Consider the following 16,663-nt stretch of genomic DNA (forward strand, 5'->3'; position numbering starts at 1 on the left):
GCGCTCTCTCACGTCGTAGAGTGGGCTCGTGCTGATCACGCAGATCCGTATATATCCGATCAAATCCATTTCAGGATGGGCAGTGGACACCGCGTACGTCCACCCCTGGGGTCTGGACGGAGACCGTCGGTGGGCGGTCGTCGATCACCAAGGTGACAATCTCTGGCTCGGCGAGTATCCCCGGCTGCTGGCCGTCACCGCCGCGGAGCGGAGCGACGGCGGCCTGCTGCTGTCCGCGGAAGGACTCCCGGATCTCGAGGTGCCACCGGCGCGCGGAGGGAGCGTTCCCGTGGGATTCTCGGGGCTGGACCGCGCCGTGCTCGCCGCGGACGAGGCCCACTCCTGGTTCACCGACCTGCTCGGCGTGCCCGCCAGACTGGTGTGGCTCGACGACCCGGCCCGCCGTTCCATCGACCCTGCCCATGGCGGGCTGCCGGGGGAGGTGGTGACGTTCGCCTGGGACGCGCCGCTGCTGCTCACCTCCGCCGCCTCCGCACGCAGACTCGACGAATGGATCGAGGAGGGCGCACGCGAGCGGGGCGAGCCGTCGCCAGGGCCGCTGTCGCCGCTGCGGTTCAGGCCGAGCGTGGTCGTCGACGGGCTCGTGCCGTTCGAGGAGGACGGCTGGCGGGAGGTGCGGATCGGCGGCGTCGACTTCCGGGTGTCGGAGCTGTGCGACCGGTGCGCGGTGACGATCATCGACCCCGACACCCGGCTGAGGGGCAAGGAACCGCTCCGGACGCTCGCCAGGCACCGCAGGTGGGACGGCAAGACGTGGTTCGGTATCCGTCTGGTCCCGCGCACCCTGGGCGTGATCAACGTGGGCGACCCGGTGACGGCCCGCTGACCGCAGGGCCGTCGAGCGCCCTGGCGGCCCGTCAGCTCGTCAGGCGCTTGAGTGCGGTCCTGACCACCGCAGGGTCGCTGGTCCGCCAGAACGGAGGCAGCGAGTTGAGCAGGAACCCGCTGTAGCGGGCCGTGGCCAGCCGAGGGTCGAGCACCGCCACCACCCCCTTGTCGTCCTGCGCCCGCAGCAGCCGCCCGGCCCCCTGCGCCAGCAGCAGCGCCGCGTGGTTGGCCGCCACCGCCATGAACCCGTTGCCGCCCTTGGCCATCACGTGTCGCTGCCGCGCCGAGGTCAGCGGGTCGTCCGGCCTGGGGAACGGCACCCTGTCGATGATCACCAGCCGCAGCGAGGGGCCGGGCACGTCGACGCCCTGCCACAGCGACAGCGTGCCGAACAGGCAGGTCGCCTCATCCTCGGCGAACTGCTTGACCAGCAGCATCGTGGAGTCGTCACCCTGGCACAGCAGCGGCACGTCGAGCCGGTCGCGCAAGGCCTCCGTCGCCGCCTTGGCCGCCCGCATCGAGGAGAACAACCCGAGCGTGCGCCCGCCCGCCGCCTCGATCAGCTCGGCGATCTCGTCGACGTAGGCCTGCGGCAGCCCGTCACGCCCCGGCTGGGGCAGATGCTTGGCGACGTAGAGGATGCCGGAGCGCGGGTGGTCGAAGGGCGAGCCGACGTCGATGCCCGTCCAACCCTTGTCACCGAGCCCCCACTGCGCGGCCAGCCCGTCGAAGGTGCCGCCGAGGGCGAGCGTGGCCGAGGTCAGCACGACCGTCCGCTCGCCGAACAGCTTGTCGCGCAGCATCCCGCCCACGCTCAGCGGCGCCACGCGCAGCGTCGCGGGCCGCCTGTCGGTGGCGCCGTCGAGCCACACCACCTCGGCTCTGTCGACCTCCGAGGCGTGCCCGTAGGCCTCCAGCATGCGCACGGCCGTGTCGTGCACCTCGTCGAGCGCGGTGAAGGCCGCCTTGCGCTGGCCCACAGTGTCCATGTTGTCGGGATCGGCGGAGTTGTTGGCCCCGCGCGGGCCCATCGCGGTGACGCACCTGGCGGCGCTGTCGCGAACCAGCGCGAGCGTCAGCCCCAGCACTTCGGGCAGATCGTCGATCCGGCCGGGCGGCGCGGCGTCGAGCAGCGCCTTGAGGTCCTCGCCCGCCTCCATCAGCTGGTCGGCGATCGGCTGCTCGATGAGCCGCCCGACCCGCCGTACGGCCAGCGAGACCGAGGCCTCCGACAGCTCGTCGGTCACCACCGAGGTGACCCTGTCGACCAGCTCGTGCGCCTCGTCGACGACCACGACCTCGTGCTCGGGCAGGATCGACATGCCCTCCATCGCGTCGATGGCCAGCAGCGCGTGGTTGGTGACGACCACGTCGACCTCTCCGGCCCGCGCCTTGGCCAGCTCGGCGAAGCACTCGGCGCCGCTCGGGCAGCGCTGCGCCCCCAGGCACTCCTTGGCGCTCACCGAATACTGCCGCCAGGCCTGCTCGTTGACGCCGGGCACGAGCTCGTCGCGGTCGCCCGTCGTGGTCTCCTCGGCCCATTCCTGGATGCGCTGGACCATCCGGCCCGTGGCACTGACCTCGCGGGGGTCGAACAGCTGGTCCTGCTCCTCCTCCGGCCATCCGGCCGTCACCTTGTAGCGGCACAGATAGTTGCGCCGCCCTTTGAGGATGGCGAAGGTCGGCTCGTGCGGCAGGTCCTTGCCGAGGGTCTCGGCCAGGCGCGGCAGGTCACGGTCGACGAGCTGCCGCTGGAGGGCGATCGTGGCGGTGGAGACGATCACGGGGGAGTCGGACTCCATCGCGTGCCGGATCGAGGGCACCAGGTAGGCGAGCGACTTGCCGGTGCCCGTGCCGGCCTGGACCGCGAGGTGCTCCTCGTCGTCGATGGCCCGCTGCACGGCCTTGACCATGGTGATCTGCCCTGGCCTGTCGCTCCCTCCCAGGGCGCCTACGGCGATGGACAGCAGCTCTTCGACTGGTGGGAGTGTGGAGTCCGGCACGGCAGAAACCGTACCCGGTCGCGGCGACAGATTTGGCAGCCTTGCGATCGGGCCGCGTCGCGGCCGTCCGCAGGCATCCTCAAGAGTCGCCCAAAGGGTTGCAAAACCCCGGTCACCTCTCCGTACGGAGGTGAACACATCCTGGCGTTCCAGGCACCCTTGCGCGTACGGCGTGGCACACTTGCCGGGCGTAACCCGCCAGGTCAAAGAAGATCTTCCCGCCGTGGCGCCCCGGTGCTCGCAGTGGGTGTGGAAAGCCCGTTTAGGTAGGGTTTCTCAAGGTTGAGTGGACGAATAAAGGCTGGTTAAAGCAGTATGTCTGCCATGTCGGAAGTTGTCCCGTTGCCGTCGTTCGGCGAAGTGTTCTTCGATGCACGAGGTCAGGAGAGGTGTCTCCGGGTCACGTGGCACGAGGGAACCCTGGTGCTCAGCCTGTGGCGAGGGGAGATGTGCACCGGCAGTTTCCGGATGCCGATGGACGACGTCGGGCGGCTGCTCGACACCCTCGACGACGGCTACGCGGAGGCCGCGGGCGAGGAGCCCGCCGCCCCTGTCGTCCAGCCCGTCGCCGATCCTGTGGAGTACCCGGGCACGGGCCAGTACCACCGCCCCCCGCCCTTCGAGCACGAGCCGCAGCGCGCCCACGACGACAGGCCGACGGCGACGCTGTCGCCCAACGACGTGCTCGTGGCCCGCGGCGCGCCCGCCCAGCAGGACAAGCTCGTCGCCTCCTACGGTGACCAGCGCGAAACGCCCATCCCCGCCGACGGCAGGCCCCGGCTGGCCGAGCAGCCTCCTGTGAGCGCCGAGCCGATGGCCGCCGCGGGTCCCGGCTACCCGATGCCCGACTACCAGCTGCCGTCCGAGCGCGAAGGCGCCAGGGGGCCGCAGTCCACCGATCCGCTGGGCTTCCCCCGGCAGTCGGCCACGCCGTACGCGACGCACTCGGAGCCGTTCGCCGCGCAGAACGCTCACCCCGGCTCCTTCCCGGGACAGGGCGGTCAGCCCGACCCCTTCGCGGGTCAGGGCGCCCAGCACGACCCGTTCGCGAGCTCGCAGCCCGATCCGTTCGGGACGCAGGGACAGCCGCAGCCCAGGCAGGACGCCTACGCGCAGGACCCCTACGGCCAGGACCCGTACACCCAGCCGGGGCGGCCGCCCGCCCAGCCGTACACCGACCCCTTCGCGCCGCCGCAGCGGGCGCAGAGCGCCCCAGGCTCGGCCGGGCTCGGCACGCCCATGCACGGCATCCCCGGCGCGGGCCGCAGGACGGCCCCCGAGCCCTACCCCCAGCCCGAGCCGCACGGCCAGCAGGACCAGTACGGCCAGCAGGACCAGTACGTCCAGCAGGACCAGTACGGGCAGCCCTCCTACCAGCAGGGGCCGATGAACCCTTCGGACCCGCTGGGCCTCGGCCCCGACGCCTACCAGCACCAGCAGTCCGACCCCTCCATCCATCGCCCCTACGTGACCGACCAGATGTATGTCACGGGCGAACGCCTGCGCCCCGAGCAGCAGCACCGCGACGACAGGATCGAACGCAGAGAGTGGTGACCGCCCGCCCCTGATGCCCGCGGACGTCGTCCGTGTGAGAAACTGGCCGCCGGGTCAGACCGGTCGGATTCGCCCGTTTCTCGGCAACAGGGGGGCACGTGGACGCGTCAGCGGGTCTGTACTGGCTTCTGGTGGCCAGTGGCTCGATCTTCGTCGCGTGGGTCGCCAGACGAAGGGGCTGGCCCGCGCCGCTGCTCCTGGTGCTCGCCGGCCTGGTGGTCTCGCCGTTCGTGCCCATGGTCGCGCTGCAGCCCGAGCTCATCCTCTACGTGTTCCTGCCGCCGCTGCTCTACTCGGCGGCGCTGGACAGCTCCTACCTCACCCTGCGAGAGAACAAGAGAGCGATCGGCCTGCTGTCGGTCGGCCTCGTGCTGTTCACCACCTTGGTCATCGGCGGCGTCGTGCACCTGATGCTGCCCGACCTGCCGCTGGCCGCCGCCTTCGCGCTGGGCGCGATCGTGGCCCCGCCGGACGCCGTCGCCGCGGTCGCGGTCGGACGCAGACTGGGACTGCCGCGCAGATCGCTGACGATCCTCATCGGCGAGAGCCTGTTCAACGACGCGACGGCGCTGACCGCCTACCGGGTGGCGATCGGGGCCGCGGCCGGCCACGGCATCAGCCTGCTCGAGGGCGCCGGCGAGTTCCTCTACACCGCGGTCGGCGGCGTGGTGATCGGCATCGCGGTCGCCATGGTGGCGGGGTGGCTGCTGGAGCGGGCGCGCGACGCGCTGGTCGAGAACACCGTCATGCTGCTGATCCCGTTCGCCACCTACCTGGGCGCCGAGTCCGTCCACGCCTCCGGCGTGATCGCGGTGGTGATCGTCGGCCTCTACCTCGGTCACCGGATGCACCGCACCGGCGCCGGCACCCGTCTGGTGCTCACCTCGGTGTGGAAGGTCACCGACTTCCTGCTGGAGTCGATCGTCTTCGCGCTGATCGGCCTGCAGTTGGTGCCGGTGCTGAGCGGGCTGGCGGGACGCAGCCCGTGGGAGGTCGCCGGCTACGTCCTGGCCATCTTCCTGGCGACCGTCCTGGCGAGGTTCGTCTGGGTCTTCCCCGCCACCTACCTGCCGCTGATGGTGCGCAGGACCTCGATGAAGCCGCCTTGGCAGAACGTCGTGGTCGTCGGCTGGGCGGGCATGCGCGGCGTGGTGTCGATGGCCGCTGCCTTCGCCATCCCCCAGGGCTTCCCCGAACGCGACCTTCTGCTGTTCCTCACCTTCAGCACGGTGATCCTCACCCTGCTGGTGCAGGGCCTGACCTTCCCCACGCTCATCAGGAAGCTGCGCGTCACGAGCGAGCGCGAGCAGTACGAGGACAACCTGTCGGAGGCCGCGGCCCAGCAGGCGGCGGTCGAGGCGGGCATGGCCAGGCTGGAGGAGATCCTCAGGGAGGAGGAGACGGACGAGGTCCACGCCGAGGTCATCGACATGCTGCGCGCCAAGTCGGAGCGAAGGGCGCTCAACGCGTGGGAGCGGCTCGGCGGCGGGACCGCGCAGGGCGGCGTCGAGACGCCGAGCCGCCTCTACCGGCGGCTGCGCAGAGAGATGCTGGCCGCGGAGCGCGAGGTGTTCGTACGGCTCCGCGACGAGCGTCGGCTCGATGACGAGGTGCTCCGCCGCGTCACGGCGGAGCTCGATTTCGAAGAGGCGATCCTGGAGCGTTAGGCCATCGCGTTGTGCACGAAACACCACTTCCAGTCCTCGCCGGGCTCGAACGACTGCATCACAGGGTGACCCTCCGCACGGTAGTGCGCGGTGGCGTGCTTGTTCGGTGAGGAGTCACAGCAGCCGATGTGACCACAGTCCAGGCACCGGCGCAGGTGCACCCACCGCGCCCCCATCGCCATACACTCCTCGCAGCCCTGAGGCGTGCGCGGTGCCGGGTCGTCTGCCTCGAGAAGATGCTCGCAAATTGCCATGGCAAGAAGCTTAGGACCAGAACACAGTTCCAATTTGGTCGCACCTATTGATCGGGCGGGTGGTGCGGGCGACTCTTTCTCTCATCGGGGGGTCCCCACCTAGGAGGCCCGCGTGCTTGAGGTTCGCAATCTCGAGGTCGTGTACGACGATGTGATGCTCGTGCTGCGCGGAGTGAGCCTCGCCGTGCCGCCCGGGTCGATCGTCGCGCTGCTCGGGGCGAACGGCGCGGGCAAGACCACGCTCCTGCGCGCCCTGTCGGGCCTGCTCGACGTGCACGACGGCGAGATCACCAAGGGTTCGGTCACGCTCGACGGCCGGCCGATCCACACCATGAGACCCGCCCAGATCGTACGGCTCGGCATCAGCCAGGTCATGGAGGGGCGGCGCATCCTCGGCGAGCTCACCGTCGAGGAGAACCTCAGGGTGGGCGGCCACACCTCGTCGACCTCGCACCTGGACAGGGTCTACGCCCTGTTCCCCGTGCTGAAGGAGCGGCGCAAGAGCGTGTCCGGCTATCTGTCCGGCGGTGAGCAGCAGATGCTGGCGGTCGGCAGGGCGCTGATGGCGGGCCCCCGCTACCTGCTGCTCGACGAGCCCAGCCTGGGGCTGGCGCCCGCGCTGGTGGGGCAGATCCGCGACCTGGTCCTCGAGATCAACCGGCAGGGGACCACGGTTCTGCTGGTCGAGCAGAACGCGACGATGGCGCTGTCGATCGCGGCCCACGGGTACGTGATGGAGACCGGCAAGATCGTGATGGACAAGCCGGCGGGGGAGCTGCTGGCCGACGAGGACATCAAGGAGTTCTACCTGGGGCTGGGCGCCGAGGGAGCCGCCAAGTCCTTCAGGGACGTCAAGCACTACAAGAGACGGAAGCGGTGGCTCTCATGACCGCCCCCACCCCGAGCCCTCCGGACGACGTTCGAGCCCATCCCGGCACCACCTCGTCGAACGCGACCGAGGCGCGCCCGCCCGGCGATCCCCCGGAAGCCCGCGGATCCAGCGGGAACGTCCTGGAGGTGCACGACATCCGGCTGTCGTTCGCCGGGGTGAAGGCGATCGACGGCGTCTCGTTCGACGTCAGGCCAGGGGAGCTGTTCGCCGTCATCGGCCCCAACGGCGCGGGCAAGACCTCCATCTTCAACGTCCTGTCCGGCGTCTACCGCCCCCAGCGCGGCTCCGTCACCTTCCAGGGCGAGGACCTGCTCACCAGACGCCCCCACGACATCGCCGCCATGGGCATGGCCCGCACCTTCCAGAACGTCGAGCTGTTCCACAACCTGACCGTCCTCGACAACCTCATGCTCGGCCGCCACTGCCACTTCCGCTACGGCGCGCTCCCGGCCATCGTCTGGTTCGGCAGGGCCCGCAGGGAGGAGCTGGCCGCCAGGGCCAGGATCGAGGACATCATCGACTTCCTCGAGCTGGAGGCCTGGCGCAGGCACCCGGTACGGCTGCTGCCGTACGGGATCCAGAAGCGGGTGGAGCTCGGGCGCGCGCTGGCGATGGAGCCGAGGCTGCTGCTCCTGGACGAGCCGGTCGCCGGGATGAACCTGGAGGAGACCGAGGACATGGCCAGGTTCGTCCTGGACATCCGCGACGAGCTGGGCATTCCCATCGTGCTCGTCGACCACGACATGGGCCTGGTGATGGACCTGGCCGACCGGGTGCTCGTGCTCGACTTCGGCCGCCCCGTCGCGCTCGGGACGCCCGCGCAGGTGCAGCAGGACCCGAAGGTCATCGAGGCGTACCTGGGAGGCGCCGCATGACAATCACCGCCACGAGAACAGAGACCATCGCCACGAGGGTCCGCCGCAGGGCGCGCGAGAGCCCTGACGCCGTCGCCATGCGCCACAAGGACTTCGGCGTCTGGGAGGAGGTCGGCTGGCGCGCCTACTGGGCGAACGTGGAACTGGTCGCGCACGCGCTGCTCGCGCTCGGCGTCGAGCCGGGCGACCGGGTGGCGGTCCACTCGGAGAACCGGCCCGAGTGGCTCTACGCCGACCTCGGGATCGTCGCGGTCAGGGGCGTCACAGTGGGCCTCTACCCGACCAACCCGCCGGCCGAGGTGGCCTACCTGCTGTCGAACTCCGGGGCGAGGATCCTCATCGCCGAGGACCAGGAGCAGGTGGACAAGGCCCTGGCCGTCCTCGACGAGTGTCCAGGGCTGGAGCGGATCGTCTACCTGGAGCCGCGGGGCATCAGGGGCCGCTACGCGGATCCGCGTCTGATGTCGTGGCCCGAGCTGCTGGAGCTGGGCGCCGAGCACAGCGCGCTGCACCCGGACGCGCTGGAGGCCAGGATGGCGACGGCCGAGCCGGGCGACGTCGTGACGCTCATCTACACCTCGGGCACGACGGGACCGCCGAAGGGCGTGATGCTCACGGTGGCCAACGTGGAGTTCGCGGTCAGGACGCTGGTCGAGGGCGGCGGCTTCACCTCGCCACCGCCGTCCGAGCGCGATCTGGTCGTCTCCTACCTGCCGCTCTGCCACGTCGCCGAGCGCGCCTTCACCGTCTGGTTCAACGCCGCCGCGGGCGTGCAGGTCAACTTCGCCGAGTCCATCGACACCGTCCAGGCGAACCTGCGCGAGGTGCAGCCGACGATCCTGTTCGGCGTGCCGCGCATCTGGGAGAAGGTCCTGGCCCAGGTCAACATCAAGATCGATTCTGCCTCGCCGCTCAAGCGCGCCGTCGCCCGGTTCTGGCTGCGCGTGGCCGACCGCATCGGCGACACGCTGGTGCGCACCGGCGGCGTCCACACCCCGGGCACGCGGCTGCTCTACGGCCTGGGCTGGTTGATGTGCTACCGCTCGCTGCGCGAACGCCTCGGGATGCGCCGTGTCCGCTACGCCGCCTCGGGCGCCGCGCCGATCGCGCCCGCGGTGCTCAAGTTCTACATGGGCATCGGCGTCGCCATGCACGAGGTGTACGGCATGAGCGAGAACACCGCGATCGCCACGGGCAACAGGCCGGGCCGGATCAGGCTCGGCACCGTCGGCGAGCCGCAGCCGGGCACCGAGCTGCGGATCGACGAGCCGACGGGCGAGATCCTCACCCGCCATCCGGGCACGTTCGCCGGATACTGGGGCAACCCCCGCGCGACCGCGGACGTGCTGGACGAGGACGGCTGGCTGCACACCGGAGACGTCGGCGAGTGGGTCGAGGGCACGCACGTGCGCATCACCGACAGGATGAAGGACATCCTGATCACCGCGGGCGGCAAGAACATCGCGCCCAGCGAGCTGGAGAACGCGCTGAAGGCCTCGCCGTACCTGAAGGAGGCGGTGGTGATCGGCGACCGGCGGCCGTACCTGGTCGCGCTGATCGGCATCGAGCTGGACACGGTGGGGGAGTGGGCGCGCAGGCGCGGCCTGTCCTACACCACCTACCGCGACCTGTCGGACAAGCCCGAGGTGCGTGAGCTGGTCCAGGGCATCGTCGACGACGTCAACGCCAGGTTCGCCAGAGTCGAGCAGGTCAGGCGGTTCGCGTTCCTGCCCAAGGAGCTCGACCACGAGGACGGCGAGCTGACCGCCACCCAGAAGGTCAAGCGCGGCGCGATAGCCAAGCTCTTCGAAGAGCAGGTCGAAGGGATGTACCGCGGGTGAAGGGCGTGCTGGAGTCGGTCATCAGGGGCCTGGGCAACGGATCGGTGTACGCGCTGCTCGCCCTCGGCTTCGTGATCATCTACAAGGCGACGCGGGTGATCAGCTTCGCGCAGCCGTCGCTGATGCTGGCGGGCGCGGTCGCGGTCAGCTACCTGGCCGAGGTCACCGGCTTCTATCCCGCGGTGCTGCTGGCCGCGTTGCTGATCGCGGGGGTCGCGCTGGCGATCGAACGGATCGCGATCAGGCCGATGGTCGGCAGGCCCGTCTTCGTCGTCGCGATCATCACGCTCGGCATCGACGTCGTGGTCCGGGTGGTCGTCAACGCGTTCATCGGCAGGGACGTGCGTCAGATGGGCGACCCGTGGGGCTTCACGCAGGTCTCGCTCGGCCCGCTGGTCGTGCAGACCAGGTGGCTGGCCATGCTCGCGGTCACGGCCGTGCTCGTGGGGCTGCTGTTCGCCTTCTTCCGCTTCACCAGGTACGGCCTGGCGATGCGGGCCGCCGCCTTCGACCAGGAGACCGCGCTCGCCCAGGGCGTGTCCGTCGGCATGGTGTTCGCGCTGTCGTGGGGGCTGGCGGGCTTCCTCGCGGCCATCGCGGGGATGTTCGTCGGGACCGGCCAGGGCGTGGAGCAGCTCACCTGGATCATCGCGCTCAAGGCGCTGCCCGCGATCATCGTGGGCGGCCTCGACTCCCTCGGCGGCGCGGTCGTCGGCGGGCTGGCGATCGGCGTGGTCGAGTCGCTGTTCCAGAGCTACCAGGGCGAGTTCGCGCCGTGGCTGGGGCAGAACTTCGCGGTGGTCACGCCGTACGTCGTGATGCTGCTCGTGCTCCTGGTCAGACCCTACGGCCTGTTCGGCACGAGAGAGGTGGAGCGGGTATGAGCGAGCTCGACACGCCGGCGAAGGAGCGGCGCGCGTCGCGGCCCCGCATCTCCGACATACCGACCGGACGGTCTCGACGTCCCCGCGGGCGGCCGTCGCTCTACACCGCCTACGCCCAGGACATGGCGCTGCTCGACACCAGGGCCAAGAAGGTGTGGACCGCGGTGCTCGTGCTGGCCGCCTTCGCCCTGTCGGTGGTGCTCGCCGACCGCTCGCTCGAGGTGCTGGCGGGCGCGTACGTGCTGGCGATCGGCGCCATCGGGCTCAACATCGTCACCGGCTACGCGGGCCAGGTCTCGCTGGGCCACGCCTTCTTCGTCGCGATCGGCGCCTACACGGGCGCCGCGCTGTCGGCGCCGCCGGGCGGCAGGACGATCGGGCTCGGCCTCGCCGAGATCTGGATCTGGCTGCCCGCCGCGGGCCTGGCCGCCGCCCTGGCGGGCGTGCTCGTCGCGCCCCTGGCAACCCGGCTGCGCGGCCTCTACCTCGCCGTCGTCACGCTCGGCCTGGTCTTCCTCGGCGAGCACGTCTTCAAGGAGTGGGACGCCCTCACCGGCGGCCCAGGCGTCGGCCGCTCGGCCGCGGTGCCGCAGCTGTTCGGCGTCCGCCTGGACCAGGACGGCCCGCTCGGCACCCGCGAGCAACTCCTCTACCTGCTGATGCTGGCCGCGCTCGTGCTCTTCGCGCTGGCCGCGCGCAACCTGGCCCGCTCCCGCATCGGCAGGGCCTTCATGGCCGTCCGCGACCGCGACATCGCCGCCGAGGTCATGGGCGTGCCGCTCACCCGCTACAAGGTGCTCGCCTTCGGCATCTCCTCCTTCTACGCCGGGTGCGCGGGAGCGCTGCTCTACAGCATCACCGGCTTCGTCGAGCCAGGCTCCTTCAGCCTGCTGCTGTCGGTGCAGTTCATCGCGATGGTGCTGATCGGCGGCGTCGCCACGGTGTCGGGCGCGATCGCAGGGGCCCTGTTCATCTCGCTGCTGCAGCCGCTGACCAGGTCGCTGCCCGCGCTGGTGCCGTTCGTCAGCGGCGACACCACCGTGACGCCCAACGTCTTCCAGGTCGAGACCGTCCTGTACGGCCTGCTGATCATCCTGTTCCTCGTCTTCGAGCCGCGCGGCCTGTTCGGCATCTGGGTCCGCGTGCGCAACTACTGGAAAGCCTGGCCCTTCTCCTACTAGAAAGGGAAATTTTGTGAAGAGTCGCTATGTCGTGACTGGTGTCGCGGTAGTGGCCCTTCTGTCCGCTTGCGGCGTCATCCGGGGGGACGACGAGGGCAGCAAGGGCGGCGGCGCCATGGCAACGGGCGTCACCAGCGAGCCATGTCCCAAGGCGGTCGACAAGAACAAGGGATGCATCTACCTCGGCACGATCTCCGACCTCACCCAGGGCCCCTTCGCGGCGCTGGCCGTCCCCATCACCGACGCGCAGAAGGCCTTCTGGAAGCGGGTGAACACCGCGGGAGGCATCGGCGGCAAGTACGAGGTCGACGTCGAGACCTACGTCAGGGACAACAAGTACAACCCCGAGACCCACCGGCAGGTCTACAACGAGATCAAGGACAAGGTCCTCGGCCTGGCGCAGACGCTCGGCTCGCCGACGACCGCCGCGATCCTGGACGACCTCAAGGCCAACAGCGTCGTGTCCGCGCCCGCCTCGTGGACCTCGGCGTGGGAGTTCGAGGACGTCATCGTCGAGACCGGGTCCAACTACTGCATCGAGGCCATGAACTCGGTCGACTACGCGATGGAGGCCTACAAGCCCAAGAGCGTGATGGCCGTGCACCTGGCGGGCGACTACGGCGCCGACGCGGCGGCGGGCGCGAAGATCGCCGCCGAGCGGAACAAGCTGGAGTTCACCGCCGTCGAGACCCCGCCCGGGGCCACCGAGCAGGGGCGTGCGATCACCGAGATCACCAAGAACAAGCCCGACCTGGTGATCCTCACGACAGGCCCCGCCGACGCGGCGGCCATCATCGGCCAGTCGGCGGCGGCCGGGTACAAGGGCCGTTTCATCGGCACCGGGCCCACGTGGAATCCCGCCCTGCTCAAGTCGCCCGCCGCGCCCGCGCTGAAGGCGCTGTACGAGCAGTCGGCGCCGGGCAAGCCGTACGGATCGGACACCCCGGGCCACAAGGCCATGCGCGACGCGCTGCCTGGAGTGACGGCGAACGACGGCTACACCTCGGGCTGGGCCTGGTCCTATCCGCTCAAGGCCGCGCTGGACAAGATGGTCGCGAGCGGCGACGTCAGCCGCAAGGGCCTGCTGGCCGGGGTGAAGTCCCTCTCGACCGTCGACTACGAGGGCATGCTGCCCACCGAGGCGGGCAACTTCTCCGGCGACGCCAACACCGCCACCTTCCGCCAGACGCTGATCAACAAGGTGGACGAGTCGGCGCCCACCGGGGTCGCGATCGTCAAGGACTTCTTCACAGGCCCGACCGCACAGGGGTACACGATGGACGGCCCCTGCTTCAACAAACTGTCATGATCAGCGCAAGGGGCGCGGCCGTTGGCTAGTGTCGAGGACATGCGACTCGTTGCCAGCAGGTTCGTGCCCCTTGCCGCCTTCGCCGTTGTCGTCTTCGCCAGCGGCTGCAGCGAGATCAACGCGACGGTCGACAAGGCTCAGGCCTGTCTGGAGGCCCCCAAGATAGTCTCGGAGACCGTCGCCAAGATCAGCGGCCTGGTCAACGACCCCGCCGCGATGGAGAAGGAACTCGACGCCGCCTCGAAGAAGCTGGGCGAGGTGGCCGACAAGGCGTCCAACACCACGCTGAAGGAGGCCACCGACGATCTGGCCGCCAGCCTGAGCAAGCTCGACGTCAACAGCGCCAACGAGGCGGTCGACGCCGTACAGAAGGTCGGCAACGACACCGCCGCCTACCTGACGAAGCTGAAGGAGGCCTGCAGCTAGGCCTCGTCCGCCAGATGGGCGGCCAGCAGCCCGGCGCCGAAGTCGGCGCCCGGCCTCCTGATCACGGTGTGCGCGTGATCGGCGGCGTCCTGCGTGTTGTCGTACTCGACGAGCAGCCCAGGGCCCTGGATCCGGTAGTAGTGACCGGCGCCCGCCGCGACGGGCCCGGCCCACGCGAAGGAGAAGGCGGCCGGATCGTGCGCGCCCCGCAAGGAGGGGGCCAGCCGGTCCAGGTAGACACCGAGCAGCCCGCCCAGCAGGTCGCGCTGGGCGGAGGCCAGCTCGCCGCCCCACACGCCGCGCGGTTCCAGCTCCGCGGCCACCGCGGACGTGCCGGTGAGGATGTCGGGCGGCGCGACGTCCGCGACCACCGCCCGGGCGCGCAGCGCGGGGGACAGGTCGGCCACCAGCGCCCTGGCCATCTCCTCCTCCAGCGGTAGCGGCCTGACCACGGCGGTCTCGCCGTACCGGACGGCGGCCGGGTGGGCGCCGAGGAACAGCGGCGCCACCTCGACCCGCCCGCCCGCGACCGTCGCCGTGACCGACACGTGGTGGCCTTCGAAGCGCCAGCTCCACGCCTCCGTCCCCGGCGTGCCGAAGATCGCCACGTGGTAGTCGTCGCTGTGGCGGCCCCTGCGCCCTCCCTCGTCGAGGTCGAGCACCTCCTCCATCGCCATGATCGTCACCACCTGGGCGAACGCGTGCCGCGACAGCGCCGTGGCCAGCAACCGGTGCGCCGCCTTGCGCGCCTCGCGGCTCAGCCCGAGCAGCGAGGCTCCTGGTCTGGGCGCGGGCACGTAGGTCCAGCGCCGCCGCAGCGGGTCGCCGAACTCGTAGGCGGCGGCCTGCCGCTGCTCCGGCGTCAGGCGGTCGAGGAACCGGGTAGCGATCTGCGCCATGAGCATGACAACAGGATCTCCTATCCCGGCTTCTCTAGGGGAAATGGGGTCGATTTAGCGTGGTCACATGAACGGCACCGAGCCTGATCCCCGCTTCACCCTCGCCAACGAAAGGACCTTCCTGACCTGGTTGAGCACGTCCCTGGCGCTGTGCGCGGGCGGCGTGGCGATGGCGGCGGTCTCCGACGACATCTTCGTGCCGTGGGTGCGCACCGTGATGGCCCTGATCCTGGTCCTTCTCGCCGCGCTCGCCGCGGGCATGGCCTACCCGCGCTGGCGCAACATCCAGCGCGCGCTGCGCAACCAGGCGCCGCTGCCGCCGCCCGCCCTGGCGGCCGTCTTCGGCTACGGCGTGGCCGCCGTCGCCGTCGTGGCTCTCGTCCTCATCCTGATGGCCTGAGCATGTCGGCCGAGATCTGGGACCCCGGGCTGCAGAGCGAGCGCACCCGCCTGGCGTGGGTGCGCACCGCCGTCGCCCTGTCCACGGGCGGCCTGGGCGCGGCGGGGCTGGCCGCCCGCGCGGGGCTAGGCCTGGTGTTCGTGGCGGCGTTCGCGCTGGCGGCGCTCTGCGGAGGGGTCCTGCTCGTGCGGACCGCCTCCCGCTTCCGCCACGTCCAGCGCGCCCTGCACAACGGCGATCCGCTCGACAGCAGGCCCGACGCGCTGCTGGCCTGGGTCGGCACCCTCTGCGTGGTGGCCGGCTCGATCTGTTTCGTCGTCACGACGAGCCTGGCCCACGGCTAGAGAGCGGGAGCAGCCCCGCGTCCACCACGGCGCGTCCGAAGGGCCTGGCCAGCTCGGCCAGGCGCGAGCAGCCGTCCTCGCCCAGCGCGGCGTAGGCGGGCATGGCCAGCTCGTCGGTCCTGCTCTCGATGTGGCCGCGCAGCCTGGCGCCCTCCTCGGTCAGGCCGTCGGCGAGCAGGCCGCGTGCCTTGAGCGCGTCCGCCGCCTCGCCCCACGCCTCCTCGGGCCAGCCCCGCGACGTCTTGAGGAAGATCTCGGGCACCTCCCTCGACGCGGCATGCAGGACCAGGGCCTCGACCGGCGACAGCCCCTCCGAGACCAGCAGCGCCACGTGCCCGTCGCCCCTGAACTCCCGCAGCAGCGTCTGCGCGTGGAACAGGTCGAGCAGCGGCTCGCCCGGCCAGGGGAGAGCCGCGTGGGCGGCGAACAGCGGGCGGCCGTGCACGTGCTCAGCCGCCGCCTCCGCCGCCCTCCTTGCCAGGGCGAGCGTCTCGGCCAGCGCGCCGGCCCCGTCGACGCCACCTCGGCGCAGCGCCGTGCCGGCCGCCTCCAGCCTGGCCGCCAGGACCTCGGTGGGGCTCGTCTTCTCCCAGGCCGCGGCGAGGGAGCGCCGTACGAGGTCGGGGTTGAAGTTGTAGAACGTCGCGATGACCACCTCGGCGGACGCGGCGCCGAAGGCGGCGCCGCGGGAGGCGAAGTAGCCCGCGCGTCCCCGCAGGCCGAGGGCCGCGTACAGCTCCCGTGCCTCCGGCACGAAGTAGATCATGCCGTGCACCGGCTCCAGGCGGCGCCATGCGCGTCTTGCCTCGCGGGTGTCGACCATCGACTGTCTCCTCGCCTCCGAACCAACCGGTCGGTATGGGAACCTACGGGGCCTTTCCCGCCTCGTCAACGGCTTGCGGGGGCGGCAGGGGGAGGCGGACACTCGAAGAAGACCAGCTCGGAGGTGATTCACGTGCACGAGGGCTATGACGCACGCGAGACATGGCCGTTCGAGTGCCAGTGCTGCTGGCACGTCTGGCAGGAGGAGTACCTCGTCAGGCACCTCACCGACAGCCATGGCAACGAGGTCGAGGTGTGGATGCGGTCCGGCGTGGCCGTCCAGCCGCCCACCTCCGACAGGAGTTGCCCCAAGTGCGGGGCGGTCCAGATCACGACCTTCCCGGCCGGATACATGGCCAGAGATCAGGAACCGCCCGTGCCCGCCCCTCGTGAGGTGACCAAGGAGACGGCGCTGAAGTTCACCTGGCGCGCGGCGATCACGTGACCGCCCGGTCCCGGGCGC

17 protein-coding genes are annotated in these 16,663 nt (G+C 70.6%); 13 read left to right on the plus strand and 4 right to left on the minus strand.

Translation table 11 applies throughout. The features are described 5' to 3' along the window. Positions 1 to 28 precede the first annotated feature (28 nt). Positions 29 to 847, plus strand: a complete 819-nt coding sequence (locus tag ACFSKW_RS21735) for an MOSC domain-containing protein (protein WP_379574137.1) — start codon at positions 29 to 31, stop codon at positions 845 to 847. Between the two features lie 31 nt (positions 848 to 878). Here ACFSKW_RS21735 and ACFSKW_RS21740 read toward each other — a convergent pair whose 3' ends face one another. Further along, entirely contained in the window at positions 879 to 2,852 is a 1,974-nt protein-coding gene (locus ACFSKW_RS21740) for an ATP-dependent DNA helicase (RefSeq protein WP_379574138.1), read from the minus strand. 324 nt (positions 2,853 to 3,176) lie between these two features. On the opposite strand from ACFSKW_RS21740, the gene ACFSKW_RS21745 reads away from it, so the two are divergent. Both ACFSKW_RS21745 and ACFSKW_RS21750 read left to right on the plus strand, forming a co-directional pair. Next, complete coding sequence (locus ACFSKW_RS21745; RefSeq protein WP_379574139.1) at positions 3,177 to 4,406, plus strand: chromosomal replication initiator protein DnaA; 1,230 nt, start codon at positions 3,177 to 3,179, stop codon at positions 4,404 to 4,406. A 98-nt stretch (positions 4,407 to 4,504) separates the two neighbouring features. Next, complete coding sequence (locus tag ACFSKW_RS21750) at positions 4,505 to 6,073, plus strand: Na+/H+ antiporter (protein ID WP_379574140.1); 1,569 nt, start codon at positions 4,505 to 4,507, stop codon at positions 6,071 to 6,073. On the opposite strand, the gene ACFSKW_RS21755 is transcribed toward ACFSKW_RS21750, so the two are convergent. Beyond that, complete coding sequence (locus ACFSKW_RS21755) at positions 6,070 to 6,327, minus strand: ubiquitin carboxyl-terminal hydrolase 14 (protein WP_379574141.1); 258 nt, start codon at positions 6,325 to 6,327, stop codon at positions 6,070 to 6,072. The genes ACFSKW_RS21750 and ACFSKW_RS21755 overlap by 4 nt on opposite strands. Positions 6,328 to 6,439: 112 nt before the next feature. Here ACFSKW_RS21755 and ACFSKW_RS21760 point away from each other — a divergent pair, with 112 nt between their 5' ends. The 7 genes from ACFSKW_RS21760 to ACFSKW_RS21790 are packed head-to-tail and all read left to right on the plus strand — an operon-like array spanning position 6,440 to position 13,735. Beyond that, positions 6,440 to 7,216, plus strand: a complete 777-nt coding sequence (locus tag ACFSKW_RS21760) for an ABC transporter ATP-binding protein (protein ID WP_379574142.1) — start codon at positions 6,440 to 6,442, stop codon at positions 7,214 to 7,216. Continuing rightward, complete coding sequence (locus ACFSKW_RS21765; protein ID WP_379574143.1) at positions 7,213 to 8,094, plus strand: ABC transporter ATP-binding protein; 882 nt, start codon at positions 7,213 to 7,215, stop codon at positions 8,092 to 8,094. Before ACFSKW_RS21760 ends, ACFSKW_RS21765 begins: the two co-directional genes overlap by 4 nt. Beyond that, a complete protein-coding gene (locus ACFSKW_RS21770; protein WP_379574144.1) occupies positions 8,091 to 9,935 on the plus strand; it encodes an AMP-dependent synthetase/ligase in 1,845 nt (614 codons plus the stop codon). Before ACFSKW_RS21765 ends, ACFSKW_RS21770 begins: the two co-directional genes overlap by 4 nt. Next, positions 9,932 to 10,819 carry a branched-chain amino acid ABC transporter permease gene (locus ACFSKW_RS21775; protein WP_379574145.1) on the plus strand — a complete coding sequence of 296 codons (888 nt, stop codon included), beginning with the start codon at positions 9,932 to 9,934 and terminating at the stop codon, positions 10,817 to 10,819. The genes ACFSKW_RS21770 and ACFSKW_RS21775 overlap by 4 nt, the downstream gene beginning before the upstream one ends. Next, positions 10,816 to 12,000: a branched-chain amino acid ABC transporter permease gene (locus ACFSKW_RS21780; RefSeq protein ID WP_379574146.1), complete on the plus strand. Its 1,185-nt coding sequence runs from the start codon at positions 10,816 to 10,818 to the stop codon at positions 11,998 to 12,000. Before ACFSKW_RS21775 ends, ACFSKW_RS21780 begins: the two co-directional genes overlap by 4 nt. Before the next feature lie 13 nt (positions 12,001 to 12,013). After that, positions 12,014 to 13,309, plus strand: a complete 1,296-nt coding sequence (locus ACFSKW_RS21785; protein ID WP_379574147.1) for an ABC transporter substrate-binding protein — start codon at positions 12,014 to 12,016, stop codon at positions 13,307 to 13,309. 39 nt (positions 13,310 to 13,348) lie between these two features. Further along, positions 13,349 to 13,735 (plus strand): hypothetical protein, encoded by a 387-nt coding sequence (locus ACFSKW_RS21790; RefSeq protein ID WP_379574148.1) that lies wholly within the window; start codon positions 13,349 to 13,351, stop codon positions 13,733 to 13,735. On the opposite strand, the gene ACFSKW_RS21795 is transcribed toward ACFSKW_RS21790, so the two are convergent. Then, positions 13,732 to 14,634, minus strand: a complete 903-nt coding sequence (locus ACFSKW_RS21795; protein WP_379574149.1) for a DUF3500 domain-containing protein — start codon at positions 14,632 to 14,634, stop codon at positions 13,732 to 13,734. The two genes, ACFSKW_RS21790 and ACFSKW_RS21795, sit on opposite strands and share 4 nt — an antisense overlap. Before the next feature lie 67 nt (positions 14,635 to 14,701). Here ACFSKW_RS21795 and ACFSKW_RS21800 point away from each other — a divergent pair, with 67 nt between their 5' ends. Together ACFSKW_RS21800 and ACFSKW_RS21805 are read left to right on the plus strand one after the other, a co-directional pair. After that, positions 14,702 to 15,034: a YidH family protein gene (locus ACFSKW_RS21800; protein ID WP_379574150.1), complete on the plus strand. Its 333-nt coding sequence runs from the start codon at positions 14,702 to 14,704 to the stop codon at positions 15,032 to 15,034. Positions 15,035 to 15,036: 2 nt separating this feature from the next. Continuing rightward, positions 15,037 to 15,378 carry a DUF202 domain-containing protein gene (locus ACFSKW_RS21805; RefSeq protein ID WP_379574151.1) on the plus strand — a complete coding sequence of 114 codons (342 nt, stop codon included), beginning with the start codon at positions 15,037 to 15,039 and terminating at the stop codon, positions 15,376 to 15,378. Here ACFSKW_RS21805 and ACFSKW_RS21810 read toward each other — a convergent pair. Then, complete coding sequence (locus tag ACFSKW_RS21810; protein ID WP_379574152.1) at positions 15,353 to 16,201, minus strand: SCO6745 family protein; 849 nt, start codon at positions 16,199 to 16,201, stop codon at positions 15,353 to 15,355. The genes ACFSKW_RS21805 and ACFSKW_RS21810 overlap by 26 nt on opposite strands. A gap of 132 nt (positions 16,202 to 16,333) precedes the next feature. Between ACFSKW_RS21810 and ACFSKW_RS21815 the strand changes: the two genes are divergently transcribed. Continuing rightward, entirely contained in the window at positions 16,334 to 16,645 is a 312-nt protein-coding gene (locus ACFSKW_RS21815; protein ID WP_379574153.1) for a hypothetical protein, read from the plus strand. Positions 16,646 to 16,663 lie beyond the last annotated feature (18 nt).

The organism is Nonomuraea mangrovi, from assembly GCF_042681425.1.
Lineage (GTDB): Bacteria > Actinomycetota > Actinomycetes > Streptosporangiales > Streptosporangiaceae > Nonomuraea > Nonomuraea mangrovi.

What these genes read in the sequence shown, in the direction of transcription:
- ACFSKW_RS21810 (WP_379574152.1), bottom strand. Translation starts at nt 16,201, where the DNA reads ATGGTCGACACCCGCGAGGCAAGACGCGCATGGCGCCGCCTGGAGCCG.
- ACFSKW_RS21780 (WP_379574146.1), top strand. Translation starts at nt 10,816, where the DNA reads ATGAGCGAGCTCGACACGCCGGCGAAGGAGCGGCGCGCGTCGCGGCCC.
- ACFSKW_RS21745 (WP_379574139.1), top strand. Translation starts at nt 3,177, where the DNA reads ATGTCGGAAGTTGTCCCGTTGCCGTCGTTCGGCGAAGTGTTCTTCGAT.
- ACFSKW_RS21770 (WP_379574144.1), top strand. Translation starts at nt 8,091, where the DNA reads ATGACAATCACCGCCACGAGAACAGAGACCATCGCCACGAGGGTCCGC.
- ACFSKW_RS21795 (WP_379574149.1), bottom strand. Translation starts at nt 14,634, where the DNA reads ATGGCGCAGATCGCTACCCGGTTCCTCGACCGCCTGACGCCGGAGCAG.
- ACFSKW_RS21755 (WP_379574141.1), bottom strand. Translation starts at nt 6,327, where the DNA reads ATGGCAATTTGCGAGCATCTTCTCGAGGCAGACGACCCGGCACCGCGC.
- ACFSKW_RS21765 (WP_379574143.1), top strand. Translation starts at nt 7,213, where the DNA reads ATGACCGCCCCCACCCCGAGCCCTCCGGACGACGTTCGAGCCCATCCC.
- ACFSKW_RS21800 (WP_379574150.1), top strand. Translation starts at nt 14,702, where the DNA reads ATGAACGGCACCGAGCCTGATCCCCGCTTCACCCTCGCCAACGAAAGG.
- ACFSKW_RS21790 (WP_379574148.1), top strand. Translation starts at nt 13,349, where the DNA reads ATGCGACTCGTTGCCAGCAGGTTCGTGCCCCTTGCCGCCTTCGCCGTT.
- ACFSKW_RS21805 (WP_379574151.1), top strand. Translation starts at nt 15,037, where the DNA reads ATGTCGGCCGAGATCTGGGACCCCGGGCTGCAGAGCGAGCGCACCCGC.